The sequence below is a fragment of the Nonomuraea sediminis genome, assembly GCF_018531495.1.
Classification (GTDB): domain Bacteria; phylum Actinomycetota; class Actinomycetes; order Streptosporangiales; family Streptosporangiaceae; genus Nonomuraea; species Nonomuraea sediminis.
On the sequence record NZ_JAHDTI010000007.1, the window covers coordinates 338,770 to 355,304 of the forward strand.

Here is a 16,535-nt window from a genome sequence, read left to right on the forward strand (position 1 = left end):
TGTAAGCAGGATGACCAGCGCCGCGGCCTTGTGGGCCGCGGCGCCCGGGCAGGGTCAATCGACTACGTTCAGCCGGTTCGGGATGGTGTTGAGTTCCTCCGGGCCGTCTGCTGTAAGGAGCACGGTGCCGCCGATGCAGACGCGCTTGCCGTCCCGCAGAGCGTTCGGCTCGAACGCGAAGGCGTGTCCCTCCGTGATCTCGAAGTCGCCGTCGAGGTCCACACCGCTCGGCAGTTTCTCCAGGCGCGACAGTGCCGGGTCGACCTCCGGGTGCAGGCGGGTGGCGCTGTTGTAGAGCGGCGAGACCGTCTGGACCATCGGGCCGGTGTTCCAGGTGCGGGAGCGGTGCAGCGGCTCCTCCATGACCGCCGCGAGCTCGGAGAACCGGAGCCCGGGACGCAGCGCGGCCAGGCCGGCCTCGTAGGACTCCCGGCAGACCTCCTCCAGCTCACGGAGCAGTGCGCACGGCTCGCCGAGGGACACGTCGATCTGCTGCTGTGATTCCATGCCCGCGTAGAACGCGAAGATCTCCGCCGCGATGGTGTCGCCGCGGCGCATCACGTGCGGGGCGCCTCCCATGCCGAACCACTCGGGGATGGTCCAGGCGAAGCGCGACCCTCCCGCGCGCTCCAGCATGAACGGCCAGCGCATCCAGCCGCCGCCGGAGATGATCGCGTGGAAGGCGGCGGCGGCGATCTCGTGCTCGTTCGCGCCCTCGCGCACCTTGCCGACGAACGCCGCGCAGGCCGCCTCGCCGAGTCGCGCGGCCCGGCGGAGGAGAACCTGCTCTTCCGCGCTCTTGACGAGCGCGAGCGACTCGTACTCGGCGGAGATGTCGACCCAGGTCACGTCGGGGAGCAGCGAGAGCACGCGCGTCCACTCGCCGAACGGGATGACTCCGGCCCAGTCGCCGACGAACCGGCTGGTGAGGCCCACGACGCCGAGCGCCGTCCGGTCCAGTCCGCGTTCCCGCACCGCGCCGGCGAGGTTGGCGAGCCTGTCGCCGTGCGCCCAGTCGTCGACCCAGCGTTCCCAGCGGGCGCCCGGTTCGTCGAAGCGGCCGAGGGGGACGTCGCCGACCAGCAGCAGCGGGTCGCCGGTACGGGTGAACAGCACAACCGAGTGGGTGACCTCGTTGGTGATGTAGGAGTCGGCGGAGTCCCGGCCGTAGCCGAACACGACTACTCCGTCGAGCCCGGAACGTTCCAGCAGAGCCCGGATCGAGGCCCAGCGGCGGTCACGCTCGCGCAGGCTCAGGGTCGGATACTCCAAGATGTCGGTCATATGCGTGCTTCTCTTTCGGTGGACGGCGGGAGGGACGCGACGAGCTCGCGCAGGCGACGCGCGCTCTCCCTGATGAATTCGAGCGGCTCGCCCGGTGTGACCGGCGCTCTGAGCTGGTGCAGGTCCGGCGCGGACCCGGCCGCGGCGCGCGCCTCGTACGCCCGCGTCAGCCGTACGACCTCGAGCGCCTCCGCGGCGGTCAGATCCGGATGCGCCCGCTGCCAGCGCTCGTCGTCGATGTGCAGCGACATCTCGGCGCGGCTGCTGATGATGCCCTCGATGGAGAGCATCACGTCGCGGCCGGCGAGCGGTGCGAGCAGCGCGGGCCAGTCGATCACGCCCTGGCCGACGGGGAGCAGGAACCGGCCGATGCCCTCGTCGGTGAACGCCAGGGCGACGTCGCGGATGTGAGTGGCCCGCACGTACGGCGCGGCACGGCGCATCGCGCGCACCGGATCCTCGCAGCGCACGAGCACGTTCGCGGTGTCGAAGGTGATGCCGAGCACGTCGGCGCCCACCGCCTCGACGATCCGGACCAGCTCGAACGTCGTGATCTCCTCGTGCGTCTCGAGGTCGAGATGCGCGCCGACGTCCCGGGCGATCGGCGCGACCTTGCCGAGGAAGCGCTCGATGGCGGCCAGTTGCCGCGGCCAGCTCACGTCGGTACGGAAGCGGTCGCAGGCGTACAGCCCGCTGAAGCGGAACTGGTAGTTCGCCGTCGCGGTCCACAGCTCCCGGACGCCGGCGTCCGCCGCGGCGGTGATCATCCGGCGCATGCCGAGGAGGTAGTCGCCGTCGCCGAGCGCGCGGACCGCGGGCGACTCGGGGTTGGCGAACGGGTTCACCTTCCCCACCCCCGCCTGGACCCGCAGGCCCAGCGCCTGCGCGGCCTGCACGGCGTCACGCAACTCCGCCGGGTCGAGGGCCTGGCTCAGTTCGAGCACCGACCGGAAGAACACGCCGTCCAGGCCGAGCGCCGCCGCCTGCTCGAGCAGCCAGACCGCTCCCTTCCCTGGGGCGTCCGGGAACTTGGAGCTGTCGACACCGACTCTCACTCCGCGGCCGCGAGGTCGACGAGGCCGTGGTCGAACACATTCAGCGGGTCGTAGCGGCGCTTCAGCTCCACCAACCGGTCGTACTTCGGACCGTAGATCTCGCGCGCGCCGCCCTCGTCCTCGTGCTCGGAGGTGAAGTTGACGTAACTGCCGTTCTCCCACCCCGCGACGGCGGCTGAGAACCGCTTGACCCACGCCACCAGTGGCGCGCGCTCGTCGGGGTACTCCCAGTCGGCGCCGATGTTGCCGGCCCAGCGGGAGTGGATGCCCGAGGTGGAGTCGTTCGCGTGGTCGCGCGGCTGGAGCCGGCCCGCGATGAGCTCGAACGGGCACATCGTCTGATGCGTGATGAACGAGCTCGAGTTGAGCGAGCGCCCAGGGTAGGCGTCGACGTGCTCGATGGCGAGGTCGAGCAGCTCGTCGGGGAGCTCGCCGAAGGCGACGTGCCGCCAGTAGTGCGCGATGCCGTACCGGAACTCGTCGTCGGTCGCGTGCTGCAGCGTCACGTGGGGGATGGAGCGCACCGTCTGATGGATCGGCTCGCCCGCCTGGAACATCGGCGCGCTGAGCGCCGGCTCGTCGGCCGGATCGCCGTAGGTGACGGTCGCCACCGAGACGATCGGCTTGCCGCGGTGCTCCCGGGGCAGCTGCGACCAGTACTCCGGGCTGCGGTAGAGCCGCACATAGGTCCCGACGTTGTCCGGCATCGCCGGGCCCTGCTCGCGGAACAGCCGCAGCACCTGCTTGCGGGACTCCGCCGGGTAGAGGGCGAGGCGTACCGTCGCCAGGCCTGGGAGGTCCACGTAGCCGAAGACGAACTCGGTCGCGATGCCGAAGTTGTGCCCCGCGCCCTTGAGCGCCCAGAACAGGTCGGGGTCGTTCTCGGCGTTGACCCGGCGCACGTTGCCGTCCGCGGTGACCAGCTCCACCTCGCGCAGGAAGTCGACCGTGGAGCCGAACATGCGGGAGAGATAGCCCATCCCGCCGCCGAGGGTGAGGCCGGCCACGCCGGTGTGGGAGACCACGCCGGCCGGAAGGGCGATGTCGTACGGCTCCGCCGCGCGGTCCACGTCGCCCCAGCGGCAGCCGGCGCCCACCGTGATCGTTCGCGTCTCCGTGTCGACGGACACCGAACGCATCAGCCCGGTGTCGATGAGCACGCTGCCGTCCGCGACGCTGGTCCCGGCGAGATTGTGCCCTCCGCCGCGGACGGTCAGCGGGAAGGCGTTCGCCACGCACCAGCGCAGCGCGTCCGCGACGTCTGCCGTGCTCGTGCAGCGCACGATCGCCGCCGGGTGCTGGTCGATGTCGGCGTTCCAGACGCGGCGCAGCGACTCGTACCCCGGCTGACCCGGGTACACCACGTCGCAGCCGACGGCGGATGCGAGGCTGGTCAGGACGTCGGGTTCGGGCATGGGGTGCGTTCTCCTTCACTGGCGAGGGTTTCGAGGAGCGCGCGGAGCTCGGCGAGCGATTCGCCGAGGAACGCGCGCAGGTCCGGGCCGCAGCGTCGCAGCTCGTCGAGCCCCGGCCGGAGGCCGGCGTCGGCCGCGAGCGAGCGCAGCTCCTCCAGGTCGGACCGGGTCATGTCGGGATGCGCCGGCCACCACCGCGGGTCGTCGGGGAGCAGCGACATCTCCGCCCGCGTGCCGCCGACGCCCTCGATGACGAGGTCGATCTCCGGCTGTACGGCCAGCAGCGTGCCGAGGAGCCGCGGCCAGTCGGTCATCCCGCGGCCGATCGGCATGAGGAAGCGCGAGAGCCCCTGCTCCGCCTCGGCGAGTACCGCGTCGCGCAGATGGGTCATGTGGGTGTACGGCGCGACGCGGGCCACGGCCGGTCCGATGGGCTCGCCGCGGACGGGCAGGTTCGCGGGGTCGAGGCAAACGCCGAGGACGTCGGGGCCGACCTGGTCGATCAGGCGCAGGATCTCGAAGGTGGTGATCTCCTCGTGCGTCTCGAGGTTGAGGCGCACGCCGTACTCGCGGAGCACGGGCGCGAGCGCGAGCAGGAAGTCGCGGGTCGCGGCGAGCTGGTCGTCCCAGTCCACGTCGGTGCGGAAGCGATCGAAGCAGAGCAGCCCCGGGTAGGCCTTGAAGCCGCCGGTGGCCGTCCAGGCCTCGGTCCATCCGTGTTCCGCGCACAAGCGGATCAGCCGTTCCATGCCGGCCAGGTAGCTGCCGCCCCCGAGATCCCGGACGCGCGGAAGCTCCGCGGTCATGTACGGGTTGACCTTGCCGAGCCCGAGCTGGACGAACATCCCGCGTTCCCGGGCCGCTTCGGCGAACGCGCCGATCGCGCCCTGGTCGAGCTCGGGGAAGGCTTCGTCGACCGTACGCACAAGGATGCCTTCGAACCCGAGCCCCGCCACGGCGTCGAGGGCCGCGAGCGGGTCCGCCCCCAGCAGGGAGGAGCCGCCGGAGAACTTGACGTCGGCGCCGATCCTGGTCATCGCGCCGCCTCCGCCCGCAGCCGGCGCAGCTCCCGGCGCCTGCGCTCGTACCCGGGGTCGGGGATGGGCACGGCCTCGAGCAGCGCCCGCGTGTAGTCGGCACGAGGGCTGTCGTAGATCTCGGCGACGCTGCCCGAGTCGACGACGTGGCCGTGATGGAGCACGACGACGCGGCTGCACAGGTACTTCACGACCGCGAGGTCGTGGGAGACGAAGAGCACGGTCAGATCGAGCTGCTTCTGCATGTCCTTGAGCAGGTTGAGCACCTGGGCCTGCACGGAGACGTCGAGCGCGGAGACCGGCTCGTCGCACAGCAGCACCCGCGGCCCGACGACCAGCGCGCGAACGATCGCGATGCGCTGCCGCTGGCCGCCCGAGAAGTCTCGCGGATAGCGGCTCAGATGCTCGGCGTGCAGCCCGACCAGGTGGAGCAGGTCGAGGATCCGCTCCATCCGCTCGCGGGCAGAGAAGCCGCCCATGACGAGCATCGGCTCCTCCAGCAGCTGCCGCACGGTCATCCGCGGGTCGAGGCTGGAGTACGGGTCCTGGAAGACCATCTGCACCTCGCGGCGGTAGCGGTGCAGCTCACCGCGGCCCGGCCGCGCCGGATCGATGCCGTCGTAGCGGATGCTGCCGGAGTCCTCCCGTTCGAGGCCGATCAGGCAGCGGATGATCGTCGACTTTCCCGAGCCGGATTCGCCGACGAGGCCGACGATCTCGCCCTCGGCGATCTCGAAGCTCACGTCGTCCAGCGCCTGGTGCGCGCGGCGGCCTGAGCCGAACCGCTTCGAGAGGCCGTCGACCTGGAACAGCACTCTGCTCATACCGGGGGTCCCTCCATCGCCATGAAGTCCTCGACCGTCTGCAGCCGGGTGTCCGGGTCCGCGTCGAGACGGGGGATCGAGCCGATCAGCCCGCGGGTGTACGGGTGCCGTGGGCTCTCGAACAGCTCGTCGACCGGGCGGTCCTCCACGAGGCGTCCCCGGTACATCACCGCGACGCGGTTGGCCAGGCCGGCGACGATCGCGAGGTCGTGCGTGATGAAGAGCACGGACAGGCTCATCTCCCGCGACATGGTCTCGATGAGGTCGAGCACCTGCTCCTGGACCCGTACGTCCAGGGCCGTCGTCGGCTCGTCGGCGATGAGCAGGCGCGGCTCGGCGATGAGGGCGGCCGCCATGACGACGCGCTGCCGCATGCCGCCGGAGAACTGGCCGGGATAGGCCTTCAGCCGTTCCTTCGCCTTCGGCACACCAAGCCGGTCGAGCATCTCGGCCGCTCGCCGCAGCGCCTCGCGGCGCGCGACGCCGCGCACGACGAGCGGCTCGGCCACCTGTTGCCCGATGGTGAGCACGGGGTTGAGGGCGGTCATCGGATCCTGGAAGATCATGGAGATCTCGCTCCCGCGGACGCGCCGCATCCGGCGCTCCCCGGCGCCCAGCAGCTCGTTCCCGTCCCATTCGATCGAGCCGTCGTAGACGAGCGAACGGTTCAACTGCAGGATGGCGCGAGCGGTGACCGACTTGCCGGAGCCGGACTCGCCGACCAGCGCCACGCGCTCGCCCGGGCAGATCGCCAGGGTGAGCCCCTCGACGACCGTGAGGTCGCCGGCGCCTCCTCCGACGCGTGCGCGCTCGGGCACGCGCACGCTGAGGTTCCGGATGCTGAGCACGGGCTCGGTCATCGGGTGCTCCTCGAGGCCGGGTCGACGAAGCCGCGTACGGCGTCGCCGACGAGGCCGAAGGCGATCGCGGAGATCGTGATGGCGATGCCGGGGAAGAGGGCCACCCACCACGCGCTGGTGATGAACTGCTGCCCCTGGGCGACGAGCGACCCCCAGTCCGGGCTCGGCGGGGGAGCGCCGACGCCGAGGAAGGCGAGGCCCGACATCATCACGATGGTGCCGGAGATCTCCATGCTCGCCTGCACGTACACCGCGTCCATCGAGTTGGGCAGCACGTGCCGGAGCATGAGCCGCAGCCGTGAGACCCCGAGCACCTGGGCCGCCTCGACGTAGGAGCCGCACATCGTCTCGCGCAGGATGCCCCGGACCAGGCGGGCCGTACCCGGCCAGGAGGCCGCGACCATCGCGATGATGATCGACGGGAGCGACGGGCCGATCGCGGCGGCCAGGCCGAGGGCGAGCACGAGCGACGGGATGGACATGCAGATGTCGCACACGCGCATGACGGCTTCGTCGGCCCAGCGCGGCAGCAGCGCGGCGACGCTCGCGACGAGGACGCCGGTGATCATCGACAGCACCACGATGCCCACGGCCGCGAGCAGCGTCGTCCCCGCGCCGGCCAGGATGCGCGAGAACACGTCGCGCCCGGCGTCGTCGGTCCCGAGCAGGTGACCGGCGCCGGGTGACATGAGCGCCTGGGCTGGGTCGACCTCGTAGGGCGAGAACGGTGTGACGAACGGGCCGACCGCGGCGAGCAGCAACAGCAGCGCGACGGTGCCGAACGCGAAGCGGTCGACCAGGGCGACGCGCCGGCCGAAGAGCCGGCGGACCGTGCCGCCGATGCTCCGGCCGACCCCGGCCGTGGACAGTTCGATCCCGGTCATCAGGCGGCTCTCAGGTGGTTGGTCCGCACCCGCGGGTCGAGGACCATCTGCAGCAGATCGACGACCACCGAGGAGACGATGAAGACGAAACCGACGACGAGCACCGCGCCCAGCACGGCGAACGTGTCGTTGTTGACGATGGCCTTGTACATGTAGCTGCCGATCCCTGGGAACGAGAACACCGCCTCCACGAGCACGGAGGCGCTGACCATCCAGCCGAACTGCATGCCGAAGATCGTCAGCGTCGAGCCCATGGCGGAGCGGAGCGCGTGGCGCACGACCACCCGCCGACGCGGGACGCCCTTCGAGATCGCGAAGTCGATGAAGTCGGAGTGCAGAGCGGAGATCATGTTCGACCGCACGTTCCGCGCCAGCGTGGCGATGAACGGCACGCTCAACGCCAGGGCGGGAAGGACGAGGTGCGCGACCGAGTCCAGCACGTTCGCGAGGTTTCCGAACAAGATCGAGTCGAGTACGGTGAACCCGGTCACGTCGGGTGGCGCCATCCCCACGCCGTTCGTGCCGGAGAGCGGGAACCAGCCGAAGAGGAACCCGAGCGTCCAGCGGAGCATGATCGCGAACCAGAAGATCGGAACTCCGCCGGCCAGGACGAGGATGAGCCGGGCGGCGACGTCCGCCGCCCGCCCCTGCGAGACCGCCGCGACGACGCCCAGCGGGACCGCCACCAGCACGGTGATCAACATCCCGGCCAGTACCAGCTGAACCGTGTTGGGGAGTGCCGCGGCCAGATCGCTGGTCACTCCTTGATGCGTGTAGGCGGAGCTGCCGAGGTCACCGGCGGCCGCGCGAGCCAGGTAGTTGCCGTACTGGGCGACCAGGGGCTGGTCGAGACCCATCGCGTGCCGTACCTGCTCGACCTGCTCGGCTGAGGCGAAGCGGCCCGCGGCCACCCGGGCGGGATCGCCCGGGATCAGCTTCGACATCAGGAACACGATCGTCGCGACGCCCCAGGCGGACAGCAGCGCCAGCCCTATCCGCCGGATCACGAAGACGAACATCAGCGGCCGTCCGGTCACTTCGCCAGCAGCAGCTGGCTGACGTCGAAGGTCGGACTCGTGGGCGTGTACGGGATCTTCGCCACCTTGGCGTTCCTGGCGCCGTTCACCGTCGGCCAGGCGATGTAGATAGCGGCGTGGTCGTCCACGATCTGCTTCTGCACGCTCACGTAGGCCTCGCAGGCCGCTGCCGGGTCCTTCGCGGTGGAGGCCGCCGCGAGAAGGCTGTCGACTCGCGGGTTGTCGTACCGCGCGCCGTTCGTCTGGCCGATCGCCTTGGAGTTCCACGTGCGGTCAAGGACGGAGCCGGCGTCAGGGTACGGTGCGAAATCCCACGCGATCGAGATGTCCGGGGTCGTCGCCGCGGTGGAGATCAGCTGCAGGTACTGGGGGAAGGTCGCCGTCTTGACCTTCACCACGAGACCGATCTCGCGCAGGCTGTTCTCCAGGAGTGTCCCGGCGAGCTTGAATTCCGGGACCGCCGGGTCGTAGGCGATGGTCACCGTCGTTCCGGCTGCTCCTGCCTCGCTGAGGAGCTGCTTCGCCTTGGCCACGTCGCGTGTGGGCTTGGGGCCGTCGTAGACGCAGTCCATGCCGCGGGGGATGACGCTCTGGGCGATCTCTCCTGAGCCTTGCAGCGCGGTCTTGATGTGGCCCTCGTAGTCGTAGGCGAGCTGGATCGCCTCGCGCACGCGCGGGTTGCCCGTGACCTTGCCCTGCGTGTTCATCAGGCCCAGGGTCACGCGCGTCGAGGGCATCGCGTAGCCCTCCAGGCCGGCCTTGCCGTTGAGTTGCTTGACGTCGAGGGGCGCCAGGCCCCACCCGAGGTCGACGTTCCCGGTGAGGAGCTCGTCCCTGAGCAGGCTGCTCTCGTTGATCATGCGGAGCACGACGTTCTGCGGGCGGCGGTTGTCCATTGCCCAGTACTTGCCGTACCGGGAGAGGTTCACCTCCTGGTTCGCCTTGTATCCGCTCAGCACGTACGGGCCGGACCCCGCGTCGTGCGTCGCCAGCCACTGCTGGGCGTGGTCGGCGCCCTCGTTGCTCCTGACGACCTTGGAGTCGACGATGTAGAGGTAGCTGAGTCCCGCGAGGAAGCTCACGCTCGGCCGGGTCAACGAGATGGTGACGTGGGTGTCGTCGTCGACCTTCGAGGACGCGTACGAAGGGATGAAGGCGTCGCTTCCCGAGGCGACCTGCTTCGCCCGGTCCAGGGTGTACTTCACGTCCTCGGCCGTGAGCTTGTTCCCGGAGTGGAAGACCACGTCGTCGCGGAGGGTGAGGGTCACGGCTGTCGCGTCGGCGTTGAACTTCCAGGAGGTGGCCAGCTTGGGGATCATCTTCGACTCGGCGTCGAATCCGATCAGCCGGTCGTAGAACGCGTCGATGAAGATGTCGTTGTCGGCGTTGGACGACTGCAGGGGATCGAGGGTTTCGAGCGAGGCCTGGCCGGCGGCCACGATGGTGTCCGCCTTCGCTCCGGTGCCGCCGTTCGTCGAAGGGGCGGACAGCCCGCACGACGCCAGCGCCGGTGCCGCTGTTACGCAAAGGACCGCGAGAATGGCTCGCTTCGTAGCGCGACCTTTCATGTCGGGTTCCTCTCTCAGATGTGCTGGGGGGATGGTGTGGAGGGTTAGGGGATGTCCGACCGGGTGGTGAGAGAGCGCCGCGAGATCCACCGGCCGGCGCGAAGCACGTCGCGCGCCACGGGCGGGGCGGCGACGGCCTCTGCCGCACCGGTGGCGCCGACCACCACGAGGTCGGCAGGACCGCCGGCGCGCAGGCCGTAGTCCCGCAGGCCGAGGGCGGCGGCCGCGCGGTCGGTCACGAAGCCGAGGGCGAGGTCAAGGCTGTCGTCCGTGAACAGGCTGTTCCGGTACGCGACGGTTCGCGCCAGGTCCAGGGGGTCCCCGGAGCCGAACGGCCACCAGCTGTCGCGGATGTTGTCGGTTCCCGAGAAGACATTGACGCCGCGTCGCACGAGTGCGAGCACGGGCGGGACGGGACCGGCGGGCCCGTTGGTCATGATCGAGATTCGCCGCTCGGCGAGCCGGCCGGCGATCTCGTCGAAGTCGCGCTCGCCCAGCCGGCCCAGCCCGTAGGCGTGGCTGAGCGCCACGGAGCCCTGCATCCCGTACGCGGCGACGCGCTCTGCGATCGCCCGGTACTCGGCCAGCGCCGCGAGCCCGTCCTCGTGCAGGTGGATGTCGACTCCGGCACCGTGGCGAGCCGCCAGCTCGAAGACCGCGTCGAGGTGGCCGTCGAGGTCGCCATCGAGGGAACTGGGGTCCAGCCCGCCGACGACGTCCGCGCCGAGGCGCAGCGCCTCCTCGAGCAGGTCCGCCACTCCGGGCGCCGAGACGATCCCGCTCTGCGGGAAGGCGACGATCTGCACGTTCAGGTAGCCGGCGAGCGTCTCGCGAAGCCGCAGCATCCGCTTCAGCCCGCCGAGCCCGACGTCCGGGTCGATGTCGACGTGAGCGCGCAACGTACCCGTTCCGAACTCGACCATCGTGCGGGCGAGGCTGAACGCGCGCTCATCGGCGGTGTGGTCGAGCGCCGTGCGACGCGCCTTCTCCAGCTCGATGCGCTCCCGGATGCTGCCACCGGGAACGTGCGGCTGCCAATCCCCGCCGAAGAAGGTCTTGTCGAGATGGGCGTGACCGTTGACGAGCGGCGGAAGGACAAGCCGTCCCGCGAGGTCCTCGGACGGTCCCGCGACCGGGCGGGAGCCGGCCGGCCGGATCTCCCTGATGACCGCGTCCGCGATCTCGATGTCGACAAGGCCGCCGTCTCGAAGGCGCCCGTTCCGAAGGGTCGTTTGACTCACATCGATCCTTTCAGCCCCGCTGTTGGCATACACATTTGCAGAGCGAATCCCGTTTGTCACGGTTCCTGGGGCTCGTTACGCCGTTGTTGTATACCAAAATGGAGATCAAGGGCTGGGCGGGAGAGGTCCGGCCACGCCTAGAATGAGTCGCCAGAGCACGGAGGTTGAGGGTGTCCATTCCAGAGCAGGACCGGCCGCTCCCGGCCGAGGGGGAACCGGTCGACACACCCGGGCTCTCCCTCGACCAGCTGGCATACGAGTGGGTGCGCGAGCGGATCATCGACGGCACCTACAAGCCGGGCGCGCGCATCCGCGAGCGGACGGTGGCCGAAGAGCTCGGCATCTCCCGCATCCCCATCCGCGAGGCGTTCCCGCGGCTGGAGAGCGAGGGGTTCATCCGCAGCGTGCCCCGGCGCGGCGCGGTGGTCACCTCGCTGACGGTGCGAGACGTGAACGAGCTCTACGACGTGCGCTGCTCGCTCGAGGTGCTCGCCACCCGGCTCGCGGCCGAGCGGTGCTCGCTCGGCGCGTCCGCCGAGGTTCTCCGGGAGCTCCTCGACGAGGCGGAGAGTGCCGTCGCCGCCAACGACGGCGCGCTGCTGTCAGCCACCAACTCGCGCTTCCACGCCGCGATCCTGACGCTTTCCGACAACCAGCTGCTGCAGGATCTGATGGCGCCGATCCTCGGGCGCGTGAACCGGCTGTTCTACATCGTGCCCGAGAGCAACCAGGTCAACTTCCACCACGAGCACGCCGAGCTCTACCGGGCGATCTCGTCCGGCCAGGCGGAGCTGGCCGCCGCTCTGGCCTTCGCGCACGTCGAGCACAGCCGGCGCGACACCCTCCCGATCGTGCAGTCACTTCTCGACGAGGCACAAACACCCCGACCAACGGGCGCACGTCACATGATCAAGCGCACACCATAGGATTACGTGATCCACGGGCTCGACAACGTTTACCAGTGACAGTGCCATCCGGTACGGCCTGCTCAGGCGCCACGGACTGGCGCAGAAGCAGGCCTGGGCTCGGCTGGATGAGTTGTTCGAGGCAAGAATGCGCTCAGCCGGCATCGAACTCCCATAGCAGACTGAGCCCTCCAGCCGTATCCCCAACTCGCCGAGACCCGCACCGGTCGCCTGATCGTACGGGCGCTGCTGGTCGCGGCCGCCGGCGTCCTGATGTGGCCGGCGATCGGCCCGCACGACGGTGCGCTGCTGGTAGTCCCGGCTAACAGAACCTGCGGACGGTCAGTCGTTGCGGTGATGACGCCCGACCGGCGGCGGTTGTTCTTGTCCTGGGCCGGCGCCGGGGGTCAGGAGTGCTGGGCCCCGCGGGCCAGCAGCATCAGGGCGTCGACGAGTTCCTCGGCGGGCAGACCGGTGGCCAGGCTGCGCAGTTGCAGTCCGAAGATCAGGGCGACGGCGCTGCTCGCCAGCCGCTCGGCGTCAGGTACGCCGAGACCGGTGAGGATCCGGGCGGCCAACTGATCGTATGCGGCGAAGGACTCCGCGGCCGCGGGGCGCAGCCGCTCGTCGCGGCCGGCTTGGATGTAGAGCTCGAAGGGTGCGATCTGCCTGCTGTCGAACGGCGTACCCCCGGCGGCCTGGCCGACTGTGGCGGCGGCCCGATCGGCGTCCATTCCGTCGGTCTGGCACTCGGCGGCGAGCTCGGTGAGGCGCCGGGTCTCCTCCGCGACGAAGTGCAGCAGACTCTCACGCAGCAACTCGTGCTGGGTCGCGAAGTGGTAGGTGACCGAGCCGAGGGAGACCCCGGCCTCCTTGGCGATCCGCCGGTTGGTGACCGCGGCGACGCCGTCCTCACTGATGATGTGCAGGACGGCGTCGATGATGCTCTGCCGGATTCCGGAGGGCTTGGACATGGCAGTCATTCTGCCAGCGGCGCCCACCTGGCAAGGGGAGGGGCCGGGGGCCGCTCCGACCAGCGCAGATCGTCCTCAAACTGGGCGACAAGCGGATAGCTGCGGTCGTCGCGGTTGGCGCAATGCCGTACGCGTCGTAGATGCCATCGATCCGCGGGGCGCGGTATGCGGTCGCTGAGCCGGTTCGACGTCGGCGCTTCGCTCTCGCAGCCGATGCACGTGGGCAGTCCGGCCACAGCGGTGTCGTCCTTGACCGCGGCCGCCCCCTGCAACCGCTCGTCCGTGGTGCGTCTGCGGTCGGCCTCCGCCGCCTTCCGGAGCGCGTTCTGGACTCGTACGTATCGGAGGGGGTTGTTCGCTGGGTCGCTTCGATGCTGGAGCAGTCGGTTGACATGGTCGCCTGCGCTTCATACTGTTCGTTCGAACGAACAGATTTCGGGAGGCTCGCCGTATGCGCATCGCAGGATCAACCGTCCTCCTGACCGGGGCCGCGGGAGGCATCGGTCAGGCCATCGCCCGCGAACTGGCTGCCAAGGGAGCCAAGCTGGTCCTCTCCGGGCGCCGTGCCGATGCCCTGGAGGCGCTCGCCGACGAGCTCGGTGCCCGCGCTGTCATCGCCGATCTCGCCGACCCGGACCAGGTCGACCACCTCGCCAAGGCCTGCCCTGACACGGACATCCTGATCGCCAACGCCGCTCTGCCCTCCAGCGGCGATCTACTCGACTACACGCCCGAGCAGATCGACCGTGCGCTGACCGTGAACCTGCGCGCCCCCGTCATGCTGGCCCGCGCGCTCGCGCCCCGGATGGTCGAGGCGGGCCGGGGCCATATCGTCCTCGTCGGCTCGATCTCCGGGAAGGCGGCCACCAAGTACTCCTCGCTCTACAGCGCGACCAAGTTCGGGCTGCGCGGCTTCGCGCTCGCCTTCCGCCAGGACCTGCACGGTACCGGGGTGGGGGTCTCTCTCGTCCAACCCGGAGCCGTACGCGACGCGGGCATGTTCGCCGACACGGGCGCAACCCCGCCGGCTGGTGTGCGCATGGTCTCCCCGGGCCAGGTGGTGGCGGGGGTGGTTCGGGCCGTCGAGCGCGATCTGTGCGAAGTCAACGTCGCGCCGGTGGAGTTGAGGGTGCTCAGCGCCATCGCCGGGCAGTTCCCCGGCTTCGCGGAGAAGCTGCAGCGCGGCTCCAGCGCCGAGCGCACCCTCAGCGAGGTCGCAGCGGCCCATCGGGACAGGCGTTAGCCGCCGGAGCGCCGCCCCGCCTGGACGGGCGGCGCACCTGCTGAAGTTTCGCTGTTCTGAGAAATGTTCATGAGAAGACCTGGGGCCGTAGCGCTGCCCCGTGCGTCAGCGCTTCGCGGCGCAGTCGTAGAGGGGGCCGCCTGCTGTCAGGCCGCCAGGCGTTGGAGTGCCCGGTGTGGAGGCGGCGGGACTTCCCCCGTAGGCGGTGGCGGGAACTTCGGTGCAGTTCTCTTTCATCCACTGCGACCGCTGCGTGCTCGCCGTCCCGCCCATCATGGCGCCGAAGCCGCCCGATCCCAGGACGAAGCGCAGTTGCCCGGAACTCGTCCAGTCCTTCAGTTGCCGGACGGTCGGGGCGTCGTCGATGCCCATGAAGCCGCCCATGCCGATGACGGTGGCGTCGCTGTTCAGGATGAAGCCGGAGGCGAAGATGGAGCCACCCTCGACGGCGAGCTTGATCCGGGCGGAGCCGGAGTTCTCGACGGCATAGTCGAGGATCTTGCGCTGGTCGGAGGTGAGCTCGATGCTCCCGCCAAGCGCGCCTTTGGGCAACCCGGCCGGCATGCCGCCGTTCGCGCTCGGGAACCCTTCGGGGAGCTTCATGCCTGGCGGGAGCTGCATCCCTCCTGGCAGTTCGAACCCGCCAGGAGCCGGGCCGCCTCCGCCGCCGAAGGGCATGGCCGGCGGTCCCGCGGTGGGGTTGGCGCCGCCCATCGCCGACGTGGAGCCGGGGACGCTGATCGCCCAGGCCGCCGGCGCCGACAGCACCGCCAGGAGGGCGATGCCGAGCGCGGCGGGAAGCAGCCGTCGGCGGACGGCGGACAGGAGCAGCAGCACGATCGCCGCCACTCCGGCGATGCCCACGGGCCAGACCAGCCAGCCGTTCCAGGACGGGACCCGCTCGATCATGGCGACTGCCCAGGCTGTGGTCACCGCGACGGCCCCGGCTCCCAGCGGGAGTGCCCAGCGGGCCCCGGCACGGTGGGCGCGGGCCAGTGTCGTGGCGAGGCCGGCGGTGATGGCCGCGATGGCCGGGGCCAGCTGCGTCGTGTAGTACGGGTGGAAGATCCCCTGCTGGGTGGCGAACACCAGGCTGCAGACCACCAGCCAGGTTCCCCACAGCACCCATCCGGCCGCTCCCAGCGGCTCACCGGGCGTCGCGACGCCGCGTCGGCGCAGTACGGCGACGGCCAGAGCCAGCGTCAGAGCCACCCCGCACAACGGCAGCAGCCAGCTGATCTGCCCGCCGACCTGCTCGTTGAAGAGCCGTCCCGGACCGGCCGCTCCGCCGAAGGAGATGCCGAAGCTACCTGCGCCGCCCAGGCCGTCGCCCGGACTGCCGCCCGGGGCGCCGTTCCCGCCGAAGATCCGGCCGAGGCCGTTGTAGCCGATGACCAGGTCCCAGGCGCTGCCGTCGGTGCTGCCGCCGATGTACGGGCGGTCTCCCGGCCAGAGCGCGACCATCGCGACCCACCACAGGGAGGACACCACGAGAACGGCGCCACCGGCCAGCAGCTTGACGAGCCGGCCGAGCCAGGGGCCGCTCGCGCCGACCAGCCAGGCCGCCGCGAAAGCGGGGATCACCATCCAGGCGGCCAGCATCTTCGTCAGGAAGCCGAGGCCGATCAGGAACCCGGCGGCGCACAACCACCGCAGGCAAGCCCGGCCGGAAGCCGTCCGCAGGGCTCGGGACAACGCGTACGCCGCCGCCACCAGCGTCAGCACCAGCAGGGTGTCCGGGTTGTTGTCACGGTTGATCGCCACCGTGATCGGGGTCAGGGTCAGGACCAGCGCGGCCAGCAGCCCCGCCGCCTCGCCTGCCCACAGGCGCACGGTTCGGTGCAGGAGGAACACCGTGGCGACGCCTTCCAGCACCTGGGGCAGGATCAACGCCCAGCCGTACAGGCCGAAGATCTTGGTGGAGAGGACCTGCGGCCACAGCGCCGCCGGCGGCTTGTCGACGGTGATCACACCCGCCGGGTCGAAGGAGCCGAACAGGAAGTTCGTCCAGCTCTGGCCCATCGACTTCACGGCGGCGGAGTAGTAGCCGTTGCCCCAGCCAAGGGAGCCCAGGGCCCAGCCGTACAGGGCAGCGGCCAGGAGCAGGATCGCCGCCAGCCCAGCCGGAGCGGCCCAGCCTGGGAGCGGACGCCCTGTGGCGCGCGGCAGCGATGGGAGTTCAGTGGTGTCGGTCATCTGTGTTTCTTC

General features: G+C 70.3%; 14 protein-coding genes. 2 read left to right on the forward strand and 12 right to left on the reverse strand.

All coding sequences use genetic code 11. The features are described from left to right. Nucleotides 1–54 precede the first annotated feature (54 nt). The 10 genes from KIK09_RS30095 to KIK09_RS30140 form a co-directional block, all read right to left on the reverse strand. On the reverse strand, nucleotides 55–1,284 hold the full coding sequence (locus tag KIK09_RS30095; protein ID WP_214322763.1) for a M24 family metallopeptidase: 1,230 nt from the start codon (nucleotides 1,282–1,284) through the stop codon (nucleotides 55–57). Then, nucleotides 1,281–2,339 (reverse strand): sugar phosphate isomerase/epimerase family protein, encoded by a 1,059-nt coding sequence (locus KIK09_RS30100; RefSeq protein WP_214322764.1) that lies wholly within the window; start codon nucleotides 2,337–2,339, stop codon nucleotides 1,281–1,283. Before KIK09_RS30100 ends, KIK09_RS30095 begins: the two co-directional genes overlap by 4 nt. Next, the gene (locus KIK09_RS30105; protein WP_214322765.1) at nucleotides 2,336–3,754 is read right to left on the reverse strand and encodes an FAD-binding oxidoreductase; all 1,419 of its coding nucleotides are present in this window, start codon (nucleotides 3,752–3,754) and stop codon (nucleotides 2,336–2,338) included. The genes KIK09_RS30100 and KIK09_RS30105 overlap by 4 nt, the downstream gene beginning before the upstream one ends. After that, nucleotides 3,733–4,791 carry a sugar phosphate isomerase/epimerase family protein gene (locus KIK09_RS30110; protein WP_214322766.1) on the reverse strand — a complete coding sequence of 353 codons (1,059 nt, stop codon included), beginning with the start codon at nucleotides 4,789–4,791 and terminating at the stop codon, nucleotides 3,733–3,735. The genes KIK09_RS30105 and KIK09_RS30110 overlap by 22 nt, the downstream gene beginning before the upstream one ends. Beyond that, complete coding sequence (locus KIK09_RS30115; protein WP_214322767.1) at nucleotides 4,788–5,615, reverse strand: ATP-binding cassette domain-containing protein; 828 nt, start codon at nucleotides 5,613–5,615, stop codon at nucleotides 4,788–4,790. The genes KIK09_RS30110 and KIK09_RS30115 overlap by 4 nt, the downstream gene beginning before the upstream one ends. Then, nucleotides 5,612–6,475 (reverse strand): ABC transporter ATP-binding protein, encoded by an 864-nt coding sequence (locus KIK09_RS30120; protein WP_214322768.1) that lies wholly within the window; start codon nucleotides 6,473–6,475, stop codon nucleotides 5,612–5,614. The genes KIK09_RS30115 and KIK09_RS30120 overlap by 4 nt, the downstream gene beginning before the upstream one ends. Further along, on the reverse strand, nucleotides 6,472–7,359 hold the full coding sequence (locus tag KIK09_RS30125; protein ID WP_214322769.1) for an ABC transporter permease: 888 nt from the start codon (nucleotides 7,357–7,359) through the stop codon (nucleotides 6,472–6,474). Before KIK09_RS30125 ends, KIK09_RS30120 begins: the two co-directional genes overlap by 4 nt. Beyond that, a complete protein-coding gene (locus KIK09_RS30130) occupies nucleotides 7,359–8,396 on the reverse strand; it encodes an ABC transporter permease (RefSeq protein ID WP_214322770.1) in 1,038 nt (345 codons plus the stop codon). The genes KIK09_RS30125 and KIK09_RS30130 overlap by 1 nt, the downstream gene beginning before the upstream one ends. Next, nucleotides 8,393–9,835: an ABC transporter substrate-binding protein gene (locus KIK09_RS30135; protein WP_214322771.1), complete on the reverse strand. Its 1,443-nt coding sequence runs from the start codon at nucleotides 9,833–9,835 to the stop codon at nucleotides 8,393–8,395. The genes KIK09_RS30130 and KIK09_RS30135 overlap by 4 nt, the downstream gene beginning before the upstream one ends. A gap of 173 nt (nucleotides 9,836–10,008) precedes the next feature. Continuing rightward, complete coding sequence (locus KIK09_RS30140; protein ID WP_214322772.1) at nucleotides 10,009–11,205, reverse strand: amidohydrolase; 1,197 nt, start codon at nucleotides 11,203–11,205, stop codon at nucleotides 10,009–10,011. Nucleotides 11,206–11,375: 170 nt separating this feature from the next. Between KIK09_RS30140 and KIK09_RS30145 the strand changes: the two genes are divergently transcribed. Next, on the forward strand, nucleotides 11,376–12,131 hold the full coding sequence (locus tag KIK09_RS30145) for a GntR family transcriptional regulator (protein ID WP_214322773.1): 756 nt from the start codon (nucleotides 11,376–11,378) through the stop codon (nucleotides 12,129–12,131). 386 nt (nucleotides 12,132–12,517) lie between these two features. Here KIK09_RS30145 and KIK09_RS30150 read toward each other — a convergent pair whose 3' ends face one another. Next, the gene (locus KIK09_RS30150; protein ID WP_214322774.1) at nucleotides 12,518–13,084 is read right to left on the reverse strand and encodes a TetR/AcrR family transcriptional regulator; all 567 of its coding nucleotides are present in this window, start codon (nucleotides 13,082–13,084) and stop codon (nucleotides 12,518–12,520) included. A gap of 451 nt (nucleotides 13,085–13,535) precedes the next feature. On the opposite strand from KIK09_RS30150, the gene KIK09_RS30155 reads away from it, so the two are divergent. After that, nucleotides 13,536–14,327, forward strand: coding sequence for an SDR family NAD(P)-dependent oxidoreductase (locus tag KIK09_RS30155; protein ID WP_214322775.1), 792 nt, complete (start codon nucleotides 13,536–13,538; stop codon nucleotides 14,325–14,327). A 105-nt stretch (nucleotides 14,328–14,432) separates the two neighbouring features. On the opposite strand, the gene KIK09_RS30160 is transcribed toward KIK09_RS30155, so the two are convergent. After that, entirely contained in the window at nucleotides 14,433–16,523 is a 2,091-nt protein-coding gene (locus tag KIK09_RS30160) for an ArnT family glycosyltransferase (RefSeq protein ID WP_214322776.1), read from the reverse strand. Nucleotides 16,524–16,535: the final 12 nt, after the last annotated feature.